The sequence below is a fragment of the Nocardiopsis sp. FR4 genome, from assembly GCF_009830945.1.
In the GTDB taxonomy this organism is placed as follows: Bacteria; Actinomycetota; Actinomycetes; order Streptosporangiales; family Streptosporangiaceae; genus Nocardiopsis.
Window position 1 is genome coordinate 61,719 of record NZ_VWVV01000014.1, and the last position, 18,820, is coordinate 80,538.

At 72.8% G+C, this 18,820-nt stretch carries 16 protein-coding genes; 10 read left to right on the forward strand and 6 right to left on the reverse strand.

Annotation, left to right across the window (positions count from 1 at the left end):
* Window positions 1-73: 73 nt before the first annotated feature.
* Both FYW95_RS15055 and FYW95_RS15060 read right to left on the reverse strand, forming a co-directional pair.
* A complete protein-coding gene (locus tag FYW95_RS15055; protein WP_159940432.1) occupies window positions 74-1,360 on the reverse strand; it encodes a sensor histidine kinase in 1,287 nt (428 codons plus the stop codon).
* Between the two features lie 66 nt (window positions 1,361-1,426).
* Window positions 1,427-2,095: a response regulator transcription factor gene (locus tag FYW95_RS15060; protein WP_159940434.1), complete on the reverse strand. Its 669-nt coding sequence runs from the start codon at window positions 2,093-2,095 to the stop codon at window positions 1,427-1,429.
* 409 nt (window positions 2,096-2,504) lie between these two features.
* Between FYW95_RS15060 and FYW95_RS15065 the strand changes: the two genes are divergently transcribed.
* Window positions 2,505-3,209, forward strand: coding sequence for a hypothetical protein (locus tag FYW95_RS15065; protein ID WP_159940436.1), 705 nt, complete (start codon window positions 2,505-2,507; stop codon window positions 3,207-3,209).
* An 82-nt stretch (window positions 3,210-3,291) separates the two neighbouring features.
* Here the strand turns inward: FYW95_RS15065 and FYW95_RS15070 are convergent, their stop codons facing one another.
* Window positions 3,292-5,181 carry a bifunctional metallophosphatase/5'-nucleotidase gene (locus FYW95_RS15070; RefSeq protein ID WP_159940438.1) on the reverse strand — a complete coding sequence of 630 codons (1,890 nt, stop codon included), beginning with the start codon at window positions 5,179-5,181 and terminating at the stop codon, window positions 3,292-3,294.
* Between the two features lie 217 nt (window positions 5,182-5,398).
* On the opposite strand from FYW95_RS15070, the gene FYW95_RS15075 reads away from it, so the two are divergent.
* On the forward strand, window positions 5,399-5,878 hold the full coding sequence (locus tag FYW95_RS15075) for a hypothetical protein (protein WP_159940440.1): 480 nt from the start codon (window positions 5,399-5,401) through the stop codon (window positions 5,876-5,878).
* On the opposite strand, the gene FYW95_RS15080 is transcribed toward FYW95_RS15075, so the two are convergent.
* Window positions 5,863-6,891: a serine/threonine-protein kinase gene (locus FYW95_RS15080; protein WP_159940442.1), complete on the reverse strand. Its 1,029-nt coding sequence runs from the start codon at window positions 6,889-6,891 to the stop codon at window positions 5,863-5,865. The genes FYW95_RS15075 and FYW95_RS15080 overlap by 16 nt on opposite strands.
* Window positions 6,892-7,026: 135 nt before the next feature.
* Between FYW95_RS15080 and FYW95_RS15085 the strand changes: the two genes are divergently transcribed.
* From FYW95_RS15085 to FYW95_RS15115, 7 genes are all read left to right on the forward strand, one after another.
* Window positions 7,027-7,401, forward strand: coding sequence for an MmcQ/YjbR family DNA-binding protein (locus FYW95_RS15085; protein ID WP_160050434.1), 375 nt, complete (start codon window positions 7,027-7,029; stop codon window positions 7,399-7,401).
* 18 nt (window positions 7,402-7,419) lie between these two features.
* Entirely contained in the window at window positions 7,420-9,633 is a 2,214-nt protein-coding gene (locus FYW95_RS15090; RefSeq protein WP_160050435.1) for an SF1B family DNA helicase RecD2, read from the forward strand.
* A 70-nt stretch (window positions 9,634-9,703) separates the two neighbouring features.
* Window positions 9,704-10,135, forward strand: coding sequence for a (deoxy)nucleoside triphosphate pyrophosphohydrolase (locus tag FYW95_RS15095; RefSeq protein WP_160050436.1), 432 nt, complete (start codon window positions 9,704-9,706; stop codon window positions 10,133-10,135).
* A gap of 112 nt (window positions 10,136-10,247) precedes the next feature.
* On the forward strand, window positions 10,248-12,140 hold the full coding sequence (gene typA, locus FYW95_RS15100; RefSeq protein WP_159940450.1) for a translational GTPase TypA: 1,893 nt from the start codon (window positions 10,248-10,250) through the stop codon (window positions 12,138-12,140).
* A gap of 96 nt (window positions 12,141-12,236) precedes the next feature.
* On the forward strand, window positions 12,237-12,905 hold the full coding sequence (locus FYW95_RS15105; RefSeq protein WP_159940881.1) for a DUF6758 family protein: 669 nt from the start codon (window positions 12,237-12,239) through the stop codon (window positions 12,903-12,905).
* Window positions 12,906-12,963: 58 nt separating this feature from the next.
* Window positions 12,964-13,839, forward strand: a complete 876-nt coding sequence (locus FYW95_RS15110) for a PHP domain-containing protein (protein WP_159940452.1) — start codon at window positions 12,964-12,966, stop codon at window positions 13,837-13,839.
* Between the two features lie 112 nt (window positions 13,840-13,951).
* On the forward strand, window positions 13,952-14,881 hold the full coding sequence (locus FYW95_RS15115) for an MBL fold metallo-hydrolase (RefSeq protein ID WP_159940454.1): 930 nt from the start codon (window positions 13,952-13,954) through the stop codon (window positions 14,879-14,881).
* A 56-nt stretch (window positions 14,882-14,937) separates the two neighbouring features.
* Here FYW95_RS15115 and FYW95_RS15120 read toward each other — a convergent pair whose 3' ends face one another.
* A complete protein-coding gene (locus tag FYW95_RS15120; protein WP_236567606.1) occupies window positions 14,938-15,846 on the reverse strand; it encodes an alpha/beta fold hydrolase in 909 nt (302 codons plus the stop codon).
* 214 nt (window positions 15,847-16,060) lie between these two features.
* On the reverse strand, window positions 16,061-17,584 hold the full coding sequence (locus tag FYW95_RS15125; protein WP_160050437.1) for a DEAD/DEAH box helicase: 1,524 nt from the start codon (window positions 17,582-17,584) through the stop codon (window positions 16,061-16,063).
* A 546-nt stretch (window positions 17,585-18,130) separates the two neighbouring features.
* On the opposite strand from FYW95_RS15125, the gene FYW95_RS15130 reads away from it, so the two are divergent.
* Window positions 18,131-18,814 (forward strand): ferritin-like fold-containing protein, encoded by a 684-nt coding sequence (locus tag FYW95_RS15130; protein ID WP_160050438.1) that lies wholly within the window; start codon window positions 18,131-18,133, stop codon window positions 18,812-18,814.
* Window positions 18,815-18,820: the final 6 nt, after the last annotated feature.

Sequence of the window (18,820 nt, forward strand, 5' to 3'; positions counted from 1 at the left end):
ACGCCCGGCACGGGCGGCTGCCCGGAGCGCCGGGGACGGACGGTTCGCCGGAACCGGACGGGAATTCCCGGAATCAGACCGGACCGGTCATCTTGGACAGGCCGCCCGCGCCGGCGGGCAGGAACAGCGCGAAGGTGGTCGGCTTGGTCTGGATCAGCTCGATCCGGGCCCCCTCGGACTCGGCGATGTGCCGGGCCAGGGCCAGGCCCAGGCCGGTGCCCCCGCCGCCGCTGACCTCGCGTTCGAAGATCCGGCCGGACAGGTGCTCGGGCACGCCCTCGCCCTCGTCGCTCACCTCGATGCGCACCGACTGCCCGGTGTCCAGGCGCCGGATGGTCACCGTGCCCGCGCCGTGCTTGTAGGCGTTCTCCAGCAGGGTCGCGATGATCTGCGCGAGGTCGGTGGGCACGGTCATCGCGGTCAGCCCCGGGTCCCCGGCGACCAGCAGCTTGCGTTCCTCGGTCTGGAAGACCGGCTGCCACTCGGACTGGAGGTGGTGCAGGACGGGGTCGATCTCGACCGCCTCCACCTCGGGGTTCTGGCTCTTGCGGGCCCGTCCCAGCAGGCTCTCCACGGTCTCCACCAGGCGTTCGGTCTGCGCGAGGGCGGCCTCGCCCTCCTCCCGGACCACCTGGGGGTTGTCGGCCTCGGCGAGGATCTCCTCCAGGCGCATCGTCAGCGCGGTCAGCGGCGTGCGCAGCTGGTGGGAGGCGTCGGTGGCGAAGTGGCGTTCGGTGGCGATCAGCCCGGCGATGCGCTCGGCGCTGCGGTCCAGGACCTCGGCCACCCGGTCGGCCTCGGGGATCCCGTACCGGTGGCCCCACGGCGTGGTGACGCCCGAGCCCAGGCGCTCGGCGGTGACCGCCAGGTCGATCAGGGGGAGGGTGAGCCTGCGGGCCTGGAACATCGAGAGGCCGACGGCGACCCCGACGGCCAGCAGGGAGAGGGAGGCGATGCCCATCCAGGCGCGGACCACGCTCTGCTGCACGTTCTCGGCGCTGGCCCACACCTCGACCATCGTGCCGCGGCCGGTGGTCGCCGCCGCCTTCAGCATGCTCGGGGAGTCGGGGATCTCGGGGTTGAGGGCGGGGTCGCCCGCGGTCACGGAGCTGGACGAGCCCGCCGGGGTGATCCGGATGAACCGGTTCGGATGGTCCCGGTCGAACTCGCTGAGGTTGAGCTCCCCGTGGACCTCCAGCATGGCGTCGCTCTCGGCGCCGATCAGCTCCGCCTCGCCTTGGAGCTGGCGGGTGCTCTCGTCGTGCACCAGCTTGTAGGTGAGCGCACCCAGGGGCAGCCCGAGCAGCATGACGGCGATGACGGTCACCACCAGGGTGGAGAAAACCATCCGCCTGCGCATGTCACCTCTGTTCGTCCGACCCGGAGGCGGCCGAGCGGCGCGGGGCGCCTCGAACCCAAGGTCGGTTCAGTCTCGCTCGAAACGGAAGCCGACGCCCCGGACGGTCGTGATGTACGACGGCTGGTTGGCGTCGTCTCCCAGTTTGCGCCGCAGCCAGGAGATGTGCATGTCCAGGGTCTTGGTCGACCCCCACCAGTTGGTGTCCCACACCTCCCGCATGATCTGCTCGCGGGTGACGACCTTGCCCGCGTCGCGGACCAGCACGCGCAACAGGTCGAACTCCTTGGTGGTGAGCTGCAGCTCGCGCTCGCCCAGCCAGGCGCGGCGGGAGTCGTTGTCGATCCGCACGCCGTGGACCACGGGCACCTCGGCGCCGCCCCGGCGCAGCAGGGCGCGGACCCGGGCCAGCAGCTCGGCGAGCCGGAAGGGCTTGGTCACGTAGTCGTCGGCACCGGCGTCGAGGCCGACGACGGTGTCGACCTCGTCGGCGCGCGCGGTCAGGATGAGGATCGGCGTTCCGTGGCCCTCGGAGCGAAGCCGACGCGCCACCTCGAGACCGTCCATCTCGGGCAGCCCGAGATCCAGGACCATGAGGTCGATGTCTCCCGCACGGGCACGGTCGAGTGTCTCAATGCCGTTGACGGTCACGTCCACCGTGTAGCCCTCGCGACGGAGTGCGCGCGCGAGAGGCTCGGAGATCGAGACATCGTCTTCGGCCAGCAAAACGCAGGTCATGCTGCCGATCGTAGGTCCGGGGTCGTGCATTTCCCTATTATGCGCGCCGGATGTCCCAAGGTTGGCTGAAAATACGCTAATCACATAACGGGCAAAGCGCTCGATTGATTACATTGTGTGTTTTATTTGTACGTATATGGCGAAAGATGGATGTTCGCGGCGACAGGGAGGGCATATCCGGTTACCTGCCCCTCCGTTGGACTTCTGACCGCACGGGTTCTTCCGCACGCGCCGTGATGTGTCCGGCCGGATGCCCGGTCTCTCCCCGTACGGACCCGCCTGCGTGCCGTAGGCGGAAAAGTGGGAGGATTCCTGTCGCAACCGGTACCGGGAACGGCACGGTGGCGGCCGTCCGCCGCGGGGCCGCCCACCACCGCGACCGGCGTCCCCGAGAGCGAGGAGACCGCACGTGAACCCCCACGACACCTCCGGGCACGGCGTCGGATCCGGTCCACCGCCCCCGCCTCCCGTGGCCCCGGGGCCGCCGCCCCCGGGACCCCTCGGCCAGCCGCCCCCGCCGCGGGGGCGCTACGGCACGGGGCTGGTGGCCGTGCTCGCCGTGATCGCCGTGCTGGCGGGCGCCTCCTTCCTCGGCGGCGGCATCGCCCTCGGCGGGATGCTGACCGGGCGCCTGGCCGCCGGGGAGGAGCCCGTGCCCTCCGCCGGACCCGGCGGGGAACCTGGGAGGTCGCCCTCGCCGACCGCCCCCACCGGGGAGCCGGCGCCGACCGCGGAGCCCCCGCCGGAGCCCGCCCCGGGGGCCGTGGAGCTCATGTCATCCGAGGACCTGGTCGCCGAGCTGCGGCGCGACTTCGGCATCACCGCCCGCCAGGACACCACCGAGGACATCTGCGGCCCCGCCGACGAGGAGGAGTCCACCCTCTTCCGGTGCACCTCCGCGATGGACACCAACCTCGTGCGGGTGGCCGCCTTCGAGAGCGCCGCGATCGCCGGGATCGCCGCGATGGCCATGCTGGAGAGCGAGGACGGCGAGGCTCAGGACGTCCAGGACGCCTGCCACTTCGTGCTGGTGTGGTTCGAGCACAACGGACTCGACCGGGGCGAGCGCGACGCGATGGCCGAGGCCGCCCGGGAGGCCGCGGGCTGTCTCTGAACCGGGCGGGGAGCCGCCCGCTCCCACACGAAGGGCCCTCCGGGAACGGTGTCCCGGAGGGCCCCGCGCGGCTCAGGAGCGGTTACCTCCTGCCGGGCTTCCCGGGCTTGCCGTCCTTGTGGTGGCCGTGCTTGTGGCCGCGCCCGCGGTCGCGCGGGTGCTCGGAGCCGCCGTCACCCTCGGGCACGGTCGCCTCCTCGCCCACGACGATGCGGCCGGAACCGCCCTCGGGGTAGTCGGCCGCGGTGACCCGGCCCCCCAGCGTCCCGGTGAGCAGGTCGGCCAGGGCGCCCTGGTAGGTCGAGCCCACCACGGTGAAGCCGGCGCCGCGGAACGGGTACATGTCGCCGCCTCGCGCGGAGAAGTCGTTGGTCGCGACCGTGATCGGGTCGCCGTCCACGACCTCGCCGTCCTCCACGATCACCGTGCCGTCGTGCAGGATCACGTTGCGGACCCGCTCGCCCGGGGTGAGCACGGTGCCGTCCGCGTCGACCACCTGCGCGGTGCGCTCCGGGTCGTAGGCGAAGTTGACCCCGGCGACCTGCATGAACGCGCCGCTGGCGGCGGGCGCGGCGGCCACGCCCTGCTCCAGCAGCTCCTTGATCTGCGAGCGCGGGATGTCGGGGACCACCGCCACCTGGTTGGCGAACGGGGCGATGGAGTAGGTGTCCAGGGCGGTCAGCGGACCGGCCGGGATCACCGAGCCGTTGCGGATGCCGCCGCCGTTCTGGATGCCGATCCGCGGCTCGGGCACCCCGTACTCCGCGGCGTTGCGTACGCCGGTGTCCAGCAGCGCGTCCGCCACCAGGTTGCCCAGGTTGGTCTCCTGGGTGCGCACGCCGGGGTCGCGGACGCCGTTCAGGGCGACCTCGCTCCGGGCCACCTCGGTCTCGGCCAGCCCGGCCACGTGCTCGCTGACGGGCTTGGTCACCTGCGCCTCGACCTCGGGGTGGGGCTCGGTCTCGCTGGAGACCACCACCGGGCCGGAGCGGTCGGAGACCGACACCAGGTCGCCGCCGTCGAAGTTCACCACCAGGCGGCCCACGTACTTGTAGTCGGCCCCGGCGGTGACGATCGGCACCTCGACGCCCTCGGGGTTGGTGGCGATCAGCGGGTAGGCCAGCGGCTCCCCGGTCTCCGGGTGCGCGGTGACCTGGTCGCCGGGGACCAGGGCGTCGTCCGGGTCGGCCATGATCTCGTGGCCGCCGCCCGAGACGATGGCGTCGATCCCGGTCAGCTCACCGGCCACGCGCTCCTCGTAGCCGATGTTCTGCAGGTGGGAGATCAGAATGATCTTGTCCACGCCCTCGGCGGTCAGGCGGTCGACCTCGGCCTGGACCGGGGCCACGAGGTCCTCCACCACCACGCCGCGCGGGCTGCTGATGGTGGCCAGGGGCGGGTACAGCGCGCCGACGACGCCCACCCGGTGACCGGAGACGTCGACCACGGTGCTGGGCGCGATCCGGTCGCCCAGGGCGGCCAGGCGGGGCTCGGCGGACACGTCCACGTTGGCCGCGACCACCGGCGTGTCCAGCTCCTCCAGGAAGTCGGCGTACACGTCGGGGCCGAGGTCGAACTCGTGGTTGCCCATCGAGACCGCGTCGTAGTCGGCGTAGCGGGCCGCGATGGCGTCGTAGAAGGGGGCGCCCTCCTCCAGCGAGGCTGACATCTCCGGCCCGGGCAGGTACATGTCGCCGGAGTTGACGGTGACGACACCGCGCTCGGCGGCCTCGTCCGCGCCCGCCTCGGCGCCGGCGGCCTCGGACTCGCGCAACTGGCCGAGCAGCGTGGTGAAGCGCGCGGCGCCCCCGAAGTCGGGCTGTCCGGAGGCGGACAGCAGCGCGGACTCGGGGTCGTTGGCGTGCAGGATCGTCAGGGTGAAGTCCGCGGTGGACGCGCTCGCCGCGGAGGCGGGGGCCACCAGGGCACTCGTCAGCACCAGTGCGGTCGAGACGCGCACGAGTCTGGACATCTTGCTCCTTCGGGGGACGGGCAGAGGGGACCACCCTAGAGGCGCCGGGCGAAGAGATCACGTGTCCCGGGGTTACGATTCCCAGAATCTGCGGTACCGATACGGGTTTTTCGGTCTGTCCCCGTGGCGCGTCCCGCCCCCGCCGCGCACGCCCGCCGGGGGAGCAAGCCCTACGATGGACGGGTCAGACCGGCTCGACTTTCCGCGGAGGACGTCCGTGTTTCCCTCTGGCCAGGACCCGTTCGGGACTCACCTGGACGCCCTCGACCCCCAGGCGCCCCTGCCGAGGAGGGTGGCGCTCGTCCGGACCCTGATGTTCGTGGGCGGCGCCTGCGGCATGGCCCTGTCGGCGCTCTTCCTCATGGGGCTGAGCGTGCCCCCGGAGGCCATGGCCGAGGTGATGCGGGAACAGGAGGGCGTCGAGGTCGACGTGGCCACCGTGCGCGCCATGATGGTGGTCATGGCCGCGGTCACCGGCGTCTACGGGCTGCTGTCCACCCTGCTGGCCAGTCGGATCCGCCGCCGCACGCTCGGGGTCTTCTGGGGAGTCGTGCTCTTCCAGACCGCGGCGGGCGCGCTGCTGCTGTGGAACCTGCTCGCCGGCGACCTGCTGGCCGTGGTCCCGCTGGGCTTCGCGGTCGCGATGGTGGCGCAGATGCTCTCCCGGGAGGGCCGCGCCCACTACGGTCTGCTCTGACCGCCGCCGAAGAGCCCCCTCTTGCGCGGCGGCAGCGGCGGGCGCACCGCCACCTCGGTCCAGTTGCGCTCCAGCACCCGCCGCACCGGGGCGCCCCCGTCCAGGTCCAGGCAGGAGCGCAGCAGTTCGGCGGCCTCGGGCCGTTCGTCGGGGTCCTTGGCCATCGCGGCCAGCACCAGGCGCTCCAGACCGGGCGGAAGGTGGTCCAGGTCCGGCTCCTCGAACATCACGCGCCGGGCCATCTCCTTGATCCCGGCCCGCCCGAAGGGGTCGTGCGCGGCCGCGGCGAAGGCCACCGTCGTCCCCCACAGGAACACGTCGGCCTTCTGAGTCGTGGGCTCCCGGCGGTACTGCTCGGGGCTGATCCACCCCGGGGTGCCCAGTTTGTCCACCTGCGCGGCCACGCGCTCGTCGGGCAGCGTCTCCGGTGAGGGCAGCCTGAGGTCCCGGTAGGCCCGGCGCATCCGGCGCAGCCGGATCCACTTGGTGGGGTCGGGGTCCTCCAGGGGGTGGGCGATGCCGAAGTCCAGCAGTTTGGGCCCGCTGGCGGAGAGCACCACGTTGCTCGGTTTGAGGTCGCGGTGCACCACCCCGGCGGCGTGGATGGCCCGCAGCGCCTCCGCGGTGCCCGCGGCCAGCCCCAGGAGCATCCCCCCGCGCAGGCGGCCGTGCCGTTCCACGTGGTACCGCAGGGTGGGGCCCGGCACGTACTCGGTGATCATCCACGGCCGCTCGGCCCGGACGTCGGCGCGCACGAACCGGGCCACCGAGGGGCTGTTCACCCGGGACAGCAGGCGCGCCTCCAGCGCGAACCGCTCGCGGAAGCGCGGGTCGGCGGCCTGCTCGGCGTGAACCACCTTGACCGCCAGGTAACCGTGCACGCCGGGGGAGTCCGCGGCGTAGACCGTGCCCATGCCGCCCGAGCCGATCCGGCCCCGGACCCGGTGTCCGCCGACCTCCCGGGGGTCGCCCGGTTCGAGGGGTGCGAGCCTGCGTGCGCCGCGCGCCTTCATGTGGGGCTCCCGGTTCGCTGGGGGACTCTGCGCCGGATCCTACCGCCGTCCGCGGAGGCCCGCCCATGCCGTCCACAGGGCCTCCCGAACGTCGGCGGTCTCTGGCACTGTCAAGGGTGGGAAGGAGCACCGCCCATGACCCCTCAGCAGTTCGTCGACGCCGCCCTGTGGTTCCCCGAGACCACCGAGAGCGAGCCCTTCGGGCCCGGCACCCTGGTGTACAAGGTGGCCGGGCAGAAGATGTTCGCCCTGATCAGAGGGGAGGATCCGGCCACGGTCAACCTCAAGTGCGACCCCGGTCTCGCCCTGGAGCTGCGCCACCAGTTCCCGGCGGTCACCCCGGGCTACCACATGAACAAGAGACACTGGAACTCCGTGCTCCTGGACGGCACCGTGCCCGACGACGAGATCATGGAGATGCTCCGACACTCCTACGTCCTGGCCGCGGGCAGCCTGCGCCGGGCCGACCGCGACCGCGTGCTCGCCGTCCTGGGCGAGGACGCGCCCTGACCCCGGAGAGGACGCCACGTGCCCGACCCCGCCCGCCCCGCCGTCGTCCAGGGAGTCCTGGAGCGGATCACCTACGCCAACGAGGAGACCGGCTACACCGTCGCCCGGGTCGACACCGGGGGCAGCGACCTGCTCACCGTGGTCGGCGCGCTCATGGGCGTGCAGCCCGGCGAGGCGCTGCGCCTGCGCGGGCGCTGGGGCTCCCACCCCCAGTACGGGCGCCAGTTCCACGTGGACGACTACACCACCGTGCTGCCCGCCACCGTCCAGGGCATCCGCCGCTACCTCGGCTCCGGCCTGATCAAGGGCATCGGCCCCAAGATGGCCGAACGCATCGTCGGGCACTTCGGCACCGAGGCCCTGGAGGTGATCGAGGAGGCGCCCGAGCGGCTCATCGAGGTGCCGGGCCTGGGCCCCAAGCGCACCCGGCTCATCGCCGACGCCTGGGAGGAGCAGAAGGCGATCAAGGAGGTGATGGTCTTCCTCCAGGGGGTGGAGGTCACCACCTCCCTGGCCGTGCGCATCTACAAGAAGTACGGCGACGCCTCGATCGACGTCGTGCGGAAGGAGCCCTACCGGCTGGCCTCGGACGTGTGGGGGATCGGGTTCAAGACCGCCGACACCATCGCGCGGGCGGTCGGCATCCCGCACGACAGCCCGCAGCGGGTGATGGCGGGCATCCAGTTCACCCTCTCGGAGTCCACCGGCGACGGGCACTGCTACCTGCCCGAGGAGAAGCTCATCTCCGCCGCGGTCAAGATCCTCCAGGTGGAGGCCGGGCTGGTGATCGAGTGCGTCGCCGAACTCGTCGCCACCGAGGGCGTGGTCCGCGAGACCGTTTCCGGGCCCGGGGGCGAGCCCGTGCGCGCCGTCTACCTGCTGCCCATGCACCGCGCCGAGATCGGCCTCACCTCCGGGCTGCGCGGCCTGCTCGACGCCCCGGCCGACCGCATGCCCGCGTTCGCCGGGGTGGACTGGGACGCGGCCCTGGACTGGCTGCGCGCCCGCACGGGGGCCGAACTCGCCGAGGCCCAGCGCGAGGCCGTGCGCCTGGCCCTGTCGGAGAAGGTGTGCGTGCTCACCGGCGGCCCCGGCTGCGGCAAGTCCTTCACGGTCTCCTCCGTGGTCACCCTGGCCGCGGCCAAGCGGGCCAAGGTCATCCTGGCCGCGCCCACCGGCCGGGCCGCCAAACGCCTCACCGAGCTGACCGGCGTCGAGGCCCTCACGGTGCACCGGCTGCTGGAGCTGCGCCCGGGCGGCGAGGCCACCTACGACCGCGACAACCCGCTCGACTGCGACCTCCTGGTGGTGGACGAGGCCTCCATGCTGGACGTGCTGCTGGCCAACAAGCTGGTCAAGGCGGTGCCGCCCGGGGCGCACCTCCTGTTCGTCGGCGACGTGGACCAACTGCCCTCCGTCGGCGCGGGCCAGGTGCTGCGCGACCTGCTCGACGAGCACTCGCCCGTGCCCAGCGTGCGCCTGACCCACGTCTTCCGCCAGGCCCAGGACTCCGGGGTGGTCACCAACGCCCACCGGATCAACGGCGGCGAGCCGCCGCACTTCCAGGGCATGTCCGACTTCTTCCTGTTCCCCTGCGAGGAGTCCGAGGACGCCGCCGAGATGACCGTGGACGTGGTCGCCCGCCGCATCCCCCGCCGCTTCGGCCTCGACCCGCGCCGGGACGTGCAGGTGCTCACCCCCATGAAGGGCGGCCCCGCCGGGGCGGCCAACCTCAACAGCGCCCTCCAGGCAGCCGTCACCCCGGCGGGCGAGCACGTCCCCGAACGCCGGTTCGGGGGCCGGGTCTTCCGGGTCGGCGACAAGGTCACCCAGATCCGCAACAACTACGAGAAGGGCCGCAACGGCGTCTTCAACGGCACCCTCGGCGTGGTCACCGGGATCGACACCGTGGCCCAGGAGGTCGCGGTGCGCACCGACGAGGACGAGGAGATCTCCTACGACTTCGCCGAACTCGACGAGCTCGCCCACGCCTACGCGATCACCGTGCACCGCTCCCAGGGCAGCGAGTACCCCGCCGTGGTGGTACCCGTCACCACCAGCGCGTGGATGATGCTCCAGCGCAACCTGCTCTACACCGCCGTGACCAGGGCCAAGAAGCTGGTCGTCCTGGTCGGCTCCCGCCGGGCCCTGGCCCAGGCGGTCCGCAACGCCACCTCGGGGCACCGGCACACGGCGCTGGCGCACCGGCTGCGCTCCGTGGGGGCGGGTTGAGCCTCCCGTGACCGCGCGCCCCGGGCGCTCCCCGGCCCCGCCCGCGGACACGCCAGTAGGCTGGGGGACCGTGGAACAGCAGACACTGATCGTGGTGGCCGCCGCCGTCGTCCGGGACGGCCGCGTGCTGGCCGCCCAGCGCGCCGACCCGGCGGCGCTGCGCGGCCGGTGGGAGTTCCCCGGCGGCAAGGTCGACCCGGGGGAGACCCCCGAGCGCGCCCTGGTCCGCGAGTGCCGGGAGGAACTGGGCGTGGAGGTGCGCCCCGTGGGCCGGATCGGCGCGGACGCGCCCTTCCCCGCGCCCGGCCCCGGCCGCGCGCGCCCGGCGGTGCTGCGGCTGTGGCACGCCGAACTCCTCTCCGGAGAGCCGCGGCCCCTGGAACACCTGTCCCTGCGCTGGCTCACCGCCGCCGACCTGCGCACCCCGGACTGGCTCCCCGTCGACCTGCCCTTCCTCGACGCCGTCGAACCGCTGCTCGTGCCGGGCGCCGTCGCACCCTGAGGGCGGCCCCGACCGGCACGTTTCCCCATCGGACCACTTTGACCGCATAAACTGGCAACGGGCCGTGGCACTCTGCGGTCTCTTCCCAGTACCAGGAGATCGAGACTTTCCCATGTCCAGCGCTACGCCCGTCGAGGGCTCCGCACGCCGTAGCGACCTTCGCAACGTCGCGATCGTGGCCCACGTGGACCACGGCAAGACGACGCTCGTCGACGCCATGCTCTGGCAGTCCGGCGTGTTCCGTGAGAACCAGGACGTCGACGACCGCGTGATGGACTCCAACGACCTGGAGCGCGAGAAGGGCATCACCATTCTCGCCAAGAACACGGCCGTCCACTACACCACGCCCGAGGGCGAGGACGTGGTGATCAACATCATCGACACCCCCGGCCACGCCGACTTCGGCGGCGAGGTCGAGCGCGGCCTGTCGATGGTCGACGGCGTGGTGCTCCTCGTCGACGCCAGCGAGGGCCCGCTCCCGCAGACCCGCTTCGTGCTCCGCAAGGCCCTCCAGGCCAAGCTCCCCGTCATCCTCGTCATCAACAAGGTCGACCGGCCCGACAGCCGGATCGCCGAGGTCGTGGACGACACCTACGAGCTGTTCATGGACCTGGACGCCGACGAGTCGCAGATCGAGTTCCCGATCGTCTACGCCTGCGCCCGCGACGGCAAGGCCTCCCTGGAGCGCCCCGCCAACGGCACCGTGCCCGACAACGACAACCTCGTGCCGTTGTTCAGCACCATCCTGGACACCATCCCGGCCCCCGAGTACGTCCCCGGTGCGCCGCTGCAGGCCCACGTCACCAACCTGGACGCCTCCCCGTTCCTGGGCCGCCTGGCGCTGTGCCGGATCCAGCAGGGCGAGATGCGCAAGGGCCAGCAGGTCGCGTGGATCCGCACCGACGGCACCGTCCAGCAGGTCAAGCTCACCGAGCTGCTCATGACCGAGGGCCTGGAGCGCAAGCCCGCCGAGAAGGCCGGCCCCGGCGACATCGTCGCCATCGCCGGTATCGAGGACATCATGATCGGCGAGACCCTCGCCGACCTGGAGAACCCGGTCGCCCTGCCGCTGATCCAGGTGGACGAGCCCGCGATCTCCATGACCATCGGCACCAACACCTCGCCCCTGGTCGGCAAGGTCAAGGGTGCCAAGGTCACCGCCCGGCTGGTCAAGGACCGCCTGGACAAGGAGCTCGTCGGCAACGTCTCCCTGCGCGTGCTGCCCACCGAGCGCCCGGACGCCTGGGAGGTGCAGGGCCGCGGCGAGCTGGCGCTGGCCATCCTGGTCGAGCAGATGCGCCGTGAGGGCTACGAGCTGACCGTCGGCAAGCCGCAGGTGGTCACCCGCGTCGTCGACGGCAAGGTGCACGAGCCCGTCGAACGCCTCACCGTGGACGCGCCCGAGGAGTACATGGGCGCCATCACCCAGCTGCTCAGCGTGCGCAAGGGCCGCATGGAGAACATGGTCAACCACGGCACCGGCTGGGTGCGCATGGACTGGCTGGTGCCCTCCCGCGGCCTCATCGGCTTCCGCACCGAGTTCCTCACCGAGACCCGGGGCACCGGCATCGCCCACCACGTCTTCGAGAAGTTCGAGCCGTGGTTCGGCGAGCTGCGCACCCGCCCCAACGGCTCCCTGGTGGCCGACCGCGCCGGTGTCGCGGTCGCCTTCGCGATGTTCAACCTGCAGGAGCGCGGCACGCTCTTCGTCGAGCCGGGTACCGAGGTGTACGAGGGCATGATCGTGGGCGAGAACTCGCGCGCCGATGACATGGACGTCAACATCACCAAGGAGAAGAAGCTCACCAACATGCGCTCGGCCACCGGTGACGAGCTGGTGCGGCTGGTGCCGCCGCGCAAGCTCTCCCTGGAGCAGGCCCTGGAGTTCTGCCGCGAGGACGAGTGCGTGGAGGTCACCCCCGAGCACGTGCGCATCCGCAAGGTCGTCCTGGACCAGAAGGAGCGCGGCCGGATGGCGGCCAACAAGAAGCGCCAGCAGCAGTAGCGGCGGGCACGACGCCGTGCGCACGCGGGCGGGCCGTTCTCGGCCCGCCCGCGACGCGTTTTCCGGCTTGAGGTGTCGGGTAGACCCGTGAGCAGCATGAAGTCCAAGCCCACGTGTCCCCGCTGCGGGCGCGCGGTCCAGCCTCCGGGGCTGTGGACCAGCGCCTGGCAGTGCGACGCCCACGGTCCGGTGGCACCCCTGCGGCAGGTGCGAGCCCCGGGCACCGCCGCCCTGGAGGCCCTCCTGCCCCAGGCGCAGGTCCCCCTCTGGATCCCCTGGCCGCTGCCCACCAACTGGGTGGTCACCGGTTTCGCCGACTGCGGTGACGAGCGCAGCGGCGCCCTGGCCACCGTCGTGGCCCTGTCCGGCCCCGACCCCCTGGGCGGCGTCGGCGAGATCGCCATCGTCGCCGAGGACCCCGGTGTGGGACTGGGCGCCCGCCTGGCCGGGCTGGAGGGGCCCGACCCCGGCGACGGGTTCGACTCCGGGGCGGCCGACGCCAAGCTCCGCTTCGACGGCCACGAGATCGCGCTGTGGAACCTGGACCTGGGGCGGCGCGACGGCGCCGTCTACGCGGGTGAGGCCCTCGCCCACTGGCTGTGGCTGGTCTTCGCCTCCGCCGACACCGCCCTGCTCATGTGCGAGATCAACGCGCTGCGCGACCTGCGCGACATCCGCAACGGTGGCGTCGCCCTGGAACCGCCCTTCGGCGCGCCCAGCCCCTTCCTCACCCGGAGCCTGGCCCCCCGCCACACCGAGGACTGACCCCCGCGGCCACCGTCCGCGCCCGGCGCGGCGGCCGGGACTTACGTACAATCGCCCGGTGACACGTATCGACCTGCACTCCCACAGCTCGGTCTCCGACGGAACCGACACCCCGGCCGAAGTCGTCGAGCACGCGGTCGCCGCGGGTCTGGACGTCCTCGCGCTCACCGACCACGACACGGTCGGCGGCATCGGGGAGGCGGCCAAGCACCTGCCCTCCGGCTTCACCCTCGTCCCCGGGATGGAGCTGTCCTGCGCCTACGCCGGGTCCAGTGTCCACCTGGTGTGCTACCTGTTCGACCCCGCCGACCCCGGCCTGGACGGGGAGCTGCGCCGCGTGCGCTCCGACCGGGCCTCCCGGGCCGAGGAGATGGTGCGCAAGCTGCGCGAGCACGGCGTGGCCGTCACCTGGGAGCGCGTGCTGGAGATCGCGGGGGCCGGACACCCGGAGTACGCCGACGCCAACACCATCGGCCGCCCGCACCTGGCGCGCGCGATCGTGGAGGCGGGGGCGGCCCGGGACGTGCAGGACGCCTTCGACCGCTGGATCGGCTCGGGCGGCCCGGCCTACGCCTCGCGCTACGCGATCGACCCGGTCCGCGCGGTGGAGCTGGTGCGGGCGGCGGGCGGGGTGTGCTCGCTGGCCCACCCGGCCCGCGCGGAGGGCTCCCTCAACGGGGCGGTCCCCCTGGAGCTGGTGGAGCGCATGGCCGCCGTCGGCCTGGGCGCGATCGAGGCGGACCACCCCTCGCACAACCGGGCGCAGACCCGCTACTGGCACGGAGTGGCCGGGGACCTGGGCGTGGCCGTCACCGGCTCCAGCGACGACCACGGGACCCTGACCGGGCGCCGCCTGGGGTGCCGGACCACCGACCCCGAGGCCTTCGAGCGGCTCGTGGCGCCGGCGACGGGGGCGCCCCTACTTCGGGGATGAACCGTGTGTTGGCTCCCCGGAGTCCGGTACGGTACCGACCACCGTGCGGGAGCGCGACAATGGTCGCAACGCAACCCACCCATACCCGGACGAACTCGAAAGGTACGACGCCGTGTTCTGGAAGCGGAAGCCGAAGAAGCAGGACGGCCAGGAGGCCACCGATTCCGCTGCGGAGGCGGCGGAGAAGCGGGACGAGGAGCGGGCCCCGGAGGAGGAGCCCGAGACCGCCGCGGCCGCGGCGGGGGAGCCCGCCGGGGACGCGGAGCCCGAGGGCGCCGGATCCGAGGACGTCGTGGACACCCCTGAGAAGTCGGACGCGGTCGCCGGGGCCGAGAGCGCGGAGGAGGACTCCGGGAAGGACGACGCGCCCGCCGACGTCTTCGCCGACGCCGGCGAGGAGGTCGGGGTCACCGGCCCCGACGACGACCGGATCACCCGCGTGCGCACCGCCGGAATCTTCGAGTTCGACGGCGAGAAGAGCGAGGTCGTCAGCAACACCTGGATCGTCCAGGCCGACGACGAGGGCGTCGTCGTCATCGACCCCGCCCACGACGCGGACGCGATCCTCAAGGCCGTCGGCGACCGCGAGGTCTACCTGGTGGCCTGCACCAACGCCTACAGCCCCCACATCGAGTCGGCGATCAGGGTGGCGGAGGAGTCCGAGGCCCCCATCGCGCTGCACCCGCGCGAGATGCGCGCCTGGCGCCGCCACCACGGCGCCGAGCACCGCCCCGAGATCGAGGTGGAGGGCCAGGGCGCCCTCGACATCGGCGACCTGCACATCGACGTCCTGGCGCTGCCCGGAACCTCCCCCGGCACCGTCGGCTACTACATCAGCGAGCTCGGCGTGGTCTTCAGCGGAGACACCCTGCGCAAGGGCGAGCCCGGCATGGTCGGCAACACCTACATCGACTACACGACGCAACTGGCCTCCATCGGGGAGGCCCTGCTGTCGCTGCCGCCGGACACCCGCATCCTGCCCGACCGCGGACCGGCCACCACCTCGGGCGCCGAGAGCAAGAACTTCGACTCCTGGGTCTGACCGGCCCGGACCGCGCGCCGCCGTTCCGCCTCCCGGCGGAACGGCGGCGCGCGGTCTCAGCGGCGGCCCACCGACTCCACCTCGTTCCAGAACTTGGTCAGCGCGCTCGCCGTGGTCTCGGGGGCCTCCACGTTGGGGGAGTGGCCGGCGCCGGGTACCACCAGGCGCCGGGCGCCCAGGCGTTCGGCCATGCGGTCCTGCTCCGCCAGGGGCCAGGCGTCGTCGTTCTCGCCGTACAGCACCAGCATCGGTGCCTCCAGCCGGGCGAGTTCGTCCACGCGGTCCGGTGCGGCCACCAGCTCCTCGGCCATGTGCATCAGGCCGACGGGACTGCTGGAGAGCAACCGCTCGCGCAGGAAGTCGTGGATCTCCGGCAGGTCCGTGCGCGCCCGGGCCACCTCGTGGAACCGCCGCTCCCACAGCTCCCGGAGCCGCTCGGGGGTGGGGTTCATGGACACGGCGGCGATGAGGCCGCTGGCGTTGTCCGCGCCCGGCCCGCTCAGGGCACCGGGGCCGGAGCACATCAGGGTGAGGGAGGCCAGCGGCGCCATCTCCACCAGCGCGGCCTCGCGGGCGACCAGCCCGCCGAAGGAGTGCCCCAGCAGGTGGACGGGGCCGCCGTCACCGACCTGGTCCAGAACCTCGGCGACCACCGCGCCCAGCGAGGGCAGGCGGTAGTCGGGGCGCCGTACCCCCGGTGCGGTGGAGAGGGACTCCGGGCCCGGCGACTCGTAGGTGCCGGGAAGGTCGATCGCGACCACCTCCCGCCCGGCCTGGGCCAGGCTCTGGAGGAGGGCGATGAAGTCCTCCTTGCTGCCGGTGAACCCGTGCACCAGGACAGCGGGGGCCAACTCGGGGCCGCCGGAGACGGGCAGCGCTCGCAGGGCGGCCACCGGACCGTACGACAGGTCCAGGTCCGCGCGCCGCACACCCGGCGGCAGGTCGATGAACTGAGGTGTACTCACGTCGGGCCACCCTAGACGATCGGCGACCCGGCCGGGGGAACCCCGGACCGTGGCCGCGGCCACGGGCGTCGGTCACGGTGGGGGGAGGTCCGCCGACGGGGGGCGCCCGCCGACGCGGGCACCGTCCCGGGGTGGGGGACCGGGGCCGGCCCACCCCGCCAGCCGGGCGGCGGGGCAGCGGCCGCGGCGCCCACTCGCGCGGGCGCCCTGGGGATCAGGTGTTCTCCGGGTCCCGTCGGGCGGTACTGGCGCCGCCCCGGGTACGGCGGCGCCGGCGGATCCGGCGCGGGCCCTCCTCGGCGGAGGCGGTGTTCTCGCGCGGGGACTCCGCGGCCGCCGCGGCGGTGCTCCGGGCGGGCTTGTCGGCCGCGCCCTCGGCGGAGGACTGGCCACCGCGGGTACGGCGGCGCGAACGCCCCCGGCCCCGACCGCGGACGCCCTCGCCGCGGCTCTCACCGTGGCCCTGGCCGCGTCGGCCGCCCCGGTCGCCGCGCGGCATCCCGGTGTCGCCGATGTCCTCGATCTCCTCGGCCTCCAGGCCCGCGTGCTCGTCGCGCTTGTCCGCGGCCAGTCTGCCCTTGGTCCCGGCCGGGATCCGCAGCGCCTCGAAGAAGTGCGGCGAGGTGGAGTAGGTCTCCTCCGGCTCGTGGAACGGCAGGTCCAGAGCGCCGTTGATCAGCTTCCAGCGCGGCATCTCCTGCCAGTCCACGAAGGTGACGGCGGTGCCGCTGCGCCCGGCCCGGCCGGTGCGGCCGATCCGGTGCGTGTAGGTCTTCTCGTCCTCGGGCGTCTCGTAGTTGACCACGTGCGTGACGTCGTCCACGTCGAGACCCCGGGCGGCCACGTCGGTGGCGACCAGGATGTTGATCTTGCCGTTGCGGAAGGCCCGCAGGGCGCGCTCGCGCTGGCTCTGGCCCAGGTCGCCGTGGACGGCCGCGACGGCGAAGCCGCGCTCCTTGAGGTCGCCGGCCACCCGGTCGCAGGCCCGCTTGGTCTGGCAGAAGACCATGCTCTGACCGTGGTCCTCGGCCTGGAGCAGACGGGCGAGCATCTCGATCTTGTCCATCTGGTGGGTGCGGAACGCGTGCTGCGTGATCCTGCCCGTGATGGCCGAGCCGTCGATCTCGTCGTCGTCGCCCGCCCGCACGTGCGTGGGGCGGCGCAGGTACTTGCGCGACAGGGACACGATCTCGCTCGGCATGGTGGCCGAGAAGAGCATCACCTGGCGCTCGTCGGGGATCTTGGTGAGGATGCGCTCGATGTCGGGCAGGAAGCCCAGGTCGAGCATCTTGTCGGCCTCGTCCAGCACCACCGCGGACACCTCGTCCAGGCGCAGGTGCTTCTGGTTCTCCAGGTCCAGCAGGCGGCCCGGGGTGCCGACGACGACGTCGGTGCCCTCCTTGAGGCCGTTGACCTGCGGCTCGTAGGAGCGGCCGCCGTAGACGGTCAGGATCCGGCCGCCGCTGCGCTTGCTGGCGGTGGTCAGGTCCGCGGCGACCTGGATGGCCAGCTCGCGGGTGGGGACCACGACCAGGGCTCGGGGGCGCTTGGCCGATCCGGGGCTCTTCTGCGCCCGCTGGAGCAGGGGAAGGCCGAAGGCCAGGGTCTTACCGGTACCGGTACGCGCCTGGCCGATGATGTCGTTGCCGTTCAGCGCGATCGGCAGGGCGAGTTCCTGGATGGGGAAGGGCTCGATGATCCCCTCCGCCTCCAGGGCGTCGGCGAGCTCGGTGCTCACACCCAGGTCGCGGAAGGTGATCCTCGGTTTGGTGGTTTCTTCTGTGCTGCTCAGGGCTCAAGCCTCCATGTTCGCGGGCCGCGGGCTCATGCCTGGCCGCGGCGGGATGCGGTCGCGGTCGGTACTGGCCGCCGCGCCGGGCGCGGCTCACCGCTGCCCCGTGCTCGGGTCGGTGCGGCGGCGCTGCCCTGCCGGATCCGTGTGGTGCGGGGGCTGCCCGCCGGGGTCCGGGACCGTCCCACCGGGGACGGGGAGCATCCGTGCTTCGTCGTTTCCTCGCGCGGCTCAGGCCACCGCTGTGGCGGTCCGCGCCTGTGTGGGCGCCGCCTCCGCGGCGCCGGTGCGTGGGAGATCCCCGCGTGTGTGAGGAGAGTTTCGCGTCGGACGCACACGCCGGTCATCACGCAGAGTCTAGCTGGTGACGTGCCAGGTGGACATAGCAGTTCACCAGGCTGTGGACGGCATGGACCTACCCGCTCCCAGCGAGTGCAACCGTGCCGGAGGTCCATTTAGTCCCCGGACCGGGCGGGCGATACCCTGACCGGCATGAACCAAGGCCCCTCCGCCAGCCCCGGTGTGATCGACCTGCTCGGGCTCCTCGCCTACGCCGAGCTGGGCTCCTTCTTCCGTCTGGCCGGCGACGCCGTGCTGGCCCCCTCCCTGCGCTCCAAGGGCCAGCTCGCGGCCCTGGCCGCCGCCGAGCAGGCGCACTACCAGGTCCTGCGGGACCGGCTGGAGGAGCTGGGCGTGGACCCCGAGGCGGCCATGGAGCCCTTCGTGGCGCCGCTGGACGCCTGGCACGAGCGGACCGCGCCGCAGAGCTGGCTGGAGAGCCTGGTCAAGACCTACGTGGGCGACGGCATCGCGGGCGACTTCTACCGCAAGGTCGCCGCGCTGGCCGACGAGGAGACGCGGACCCTGGTGGAGGGCGTCCTGGCCGAGACCGGCCGGGCCGAGTTCGTCTCGGGCACCGTGCGCGCCGCGGTGGAGGAGACCCCGGTCCTGGCCGGACGCCTGTCCCTGTGGGCCCGCCGTCTGGTCGGTGAGGCGCTCAGCCAGGCGCAGTCGGTGGCGGTGGCCCGCCCCGAGCTCGCCGCGCTGCTGGCCCGGGACGCCGGGGACGGGGCGGACAGCGGCGGCCTGGGCGACCTCGCCGCGGTCAGCCGGATGTTCGCCTCGCTCACCGACCGCCACGCGGCCCGCCTGGAGGCCATGGGCCTGACCGCCTGAGCCCGC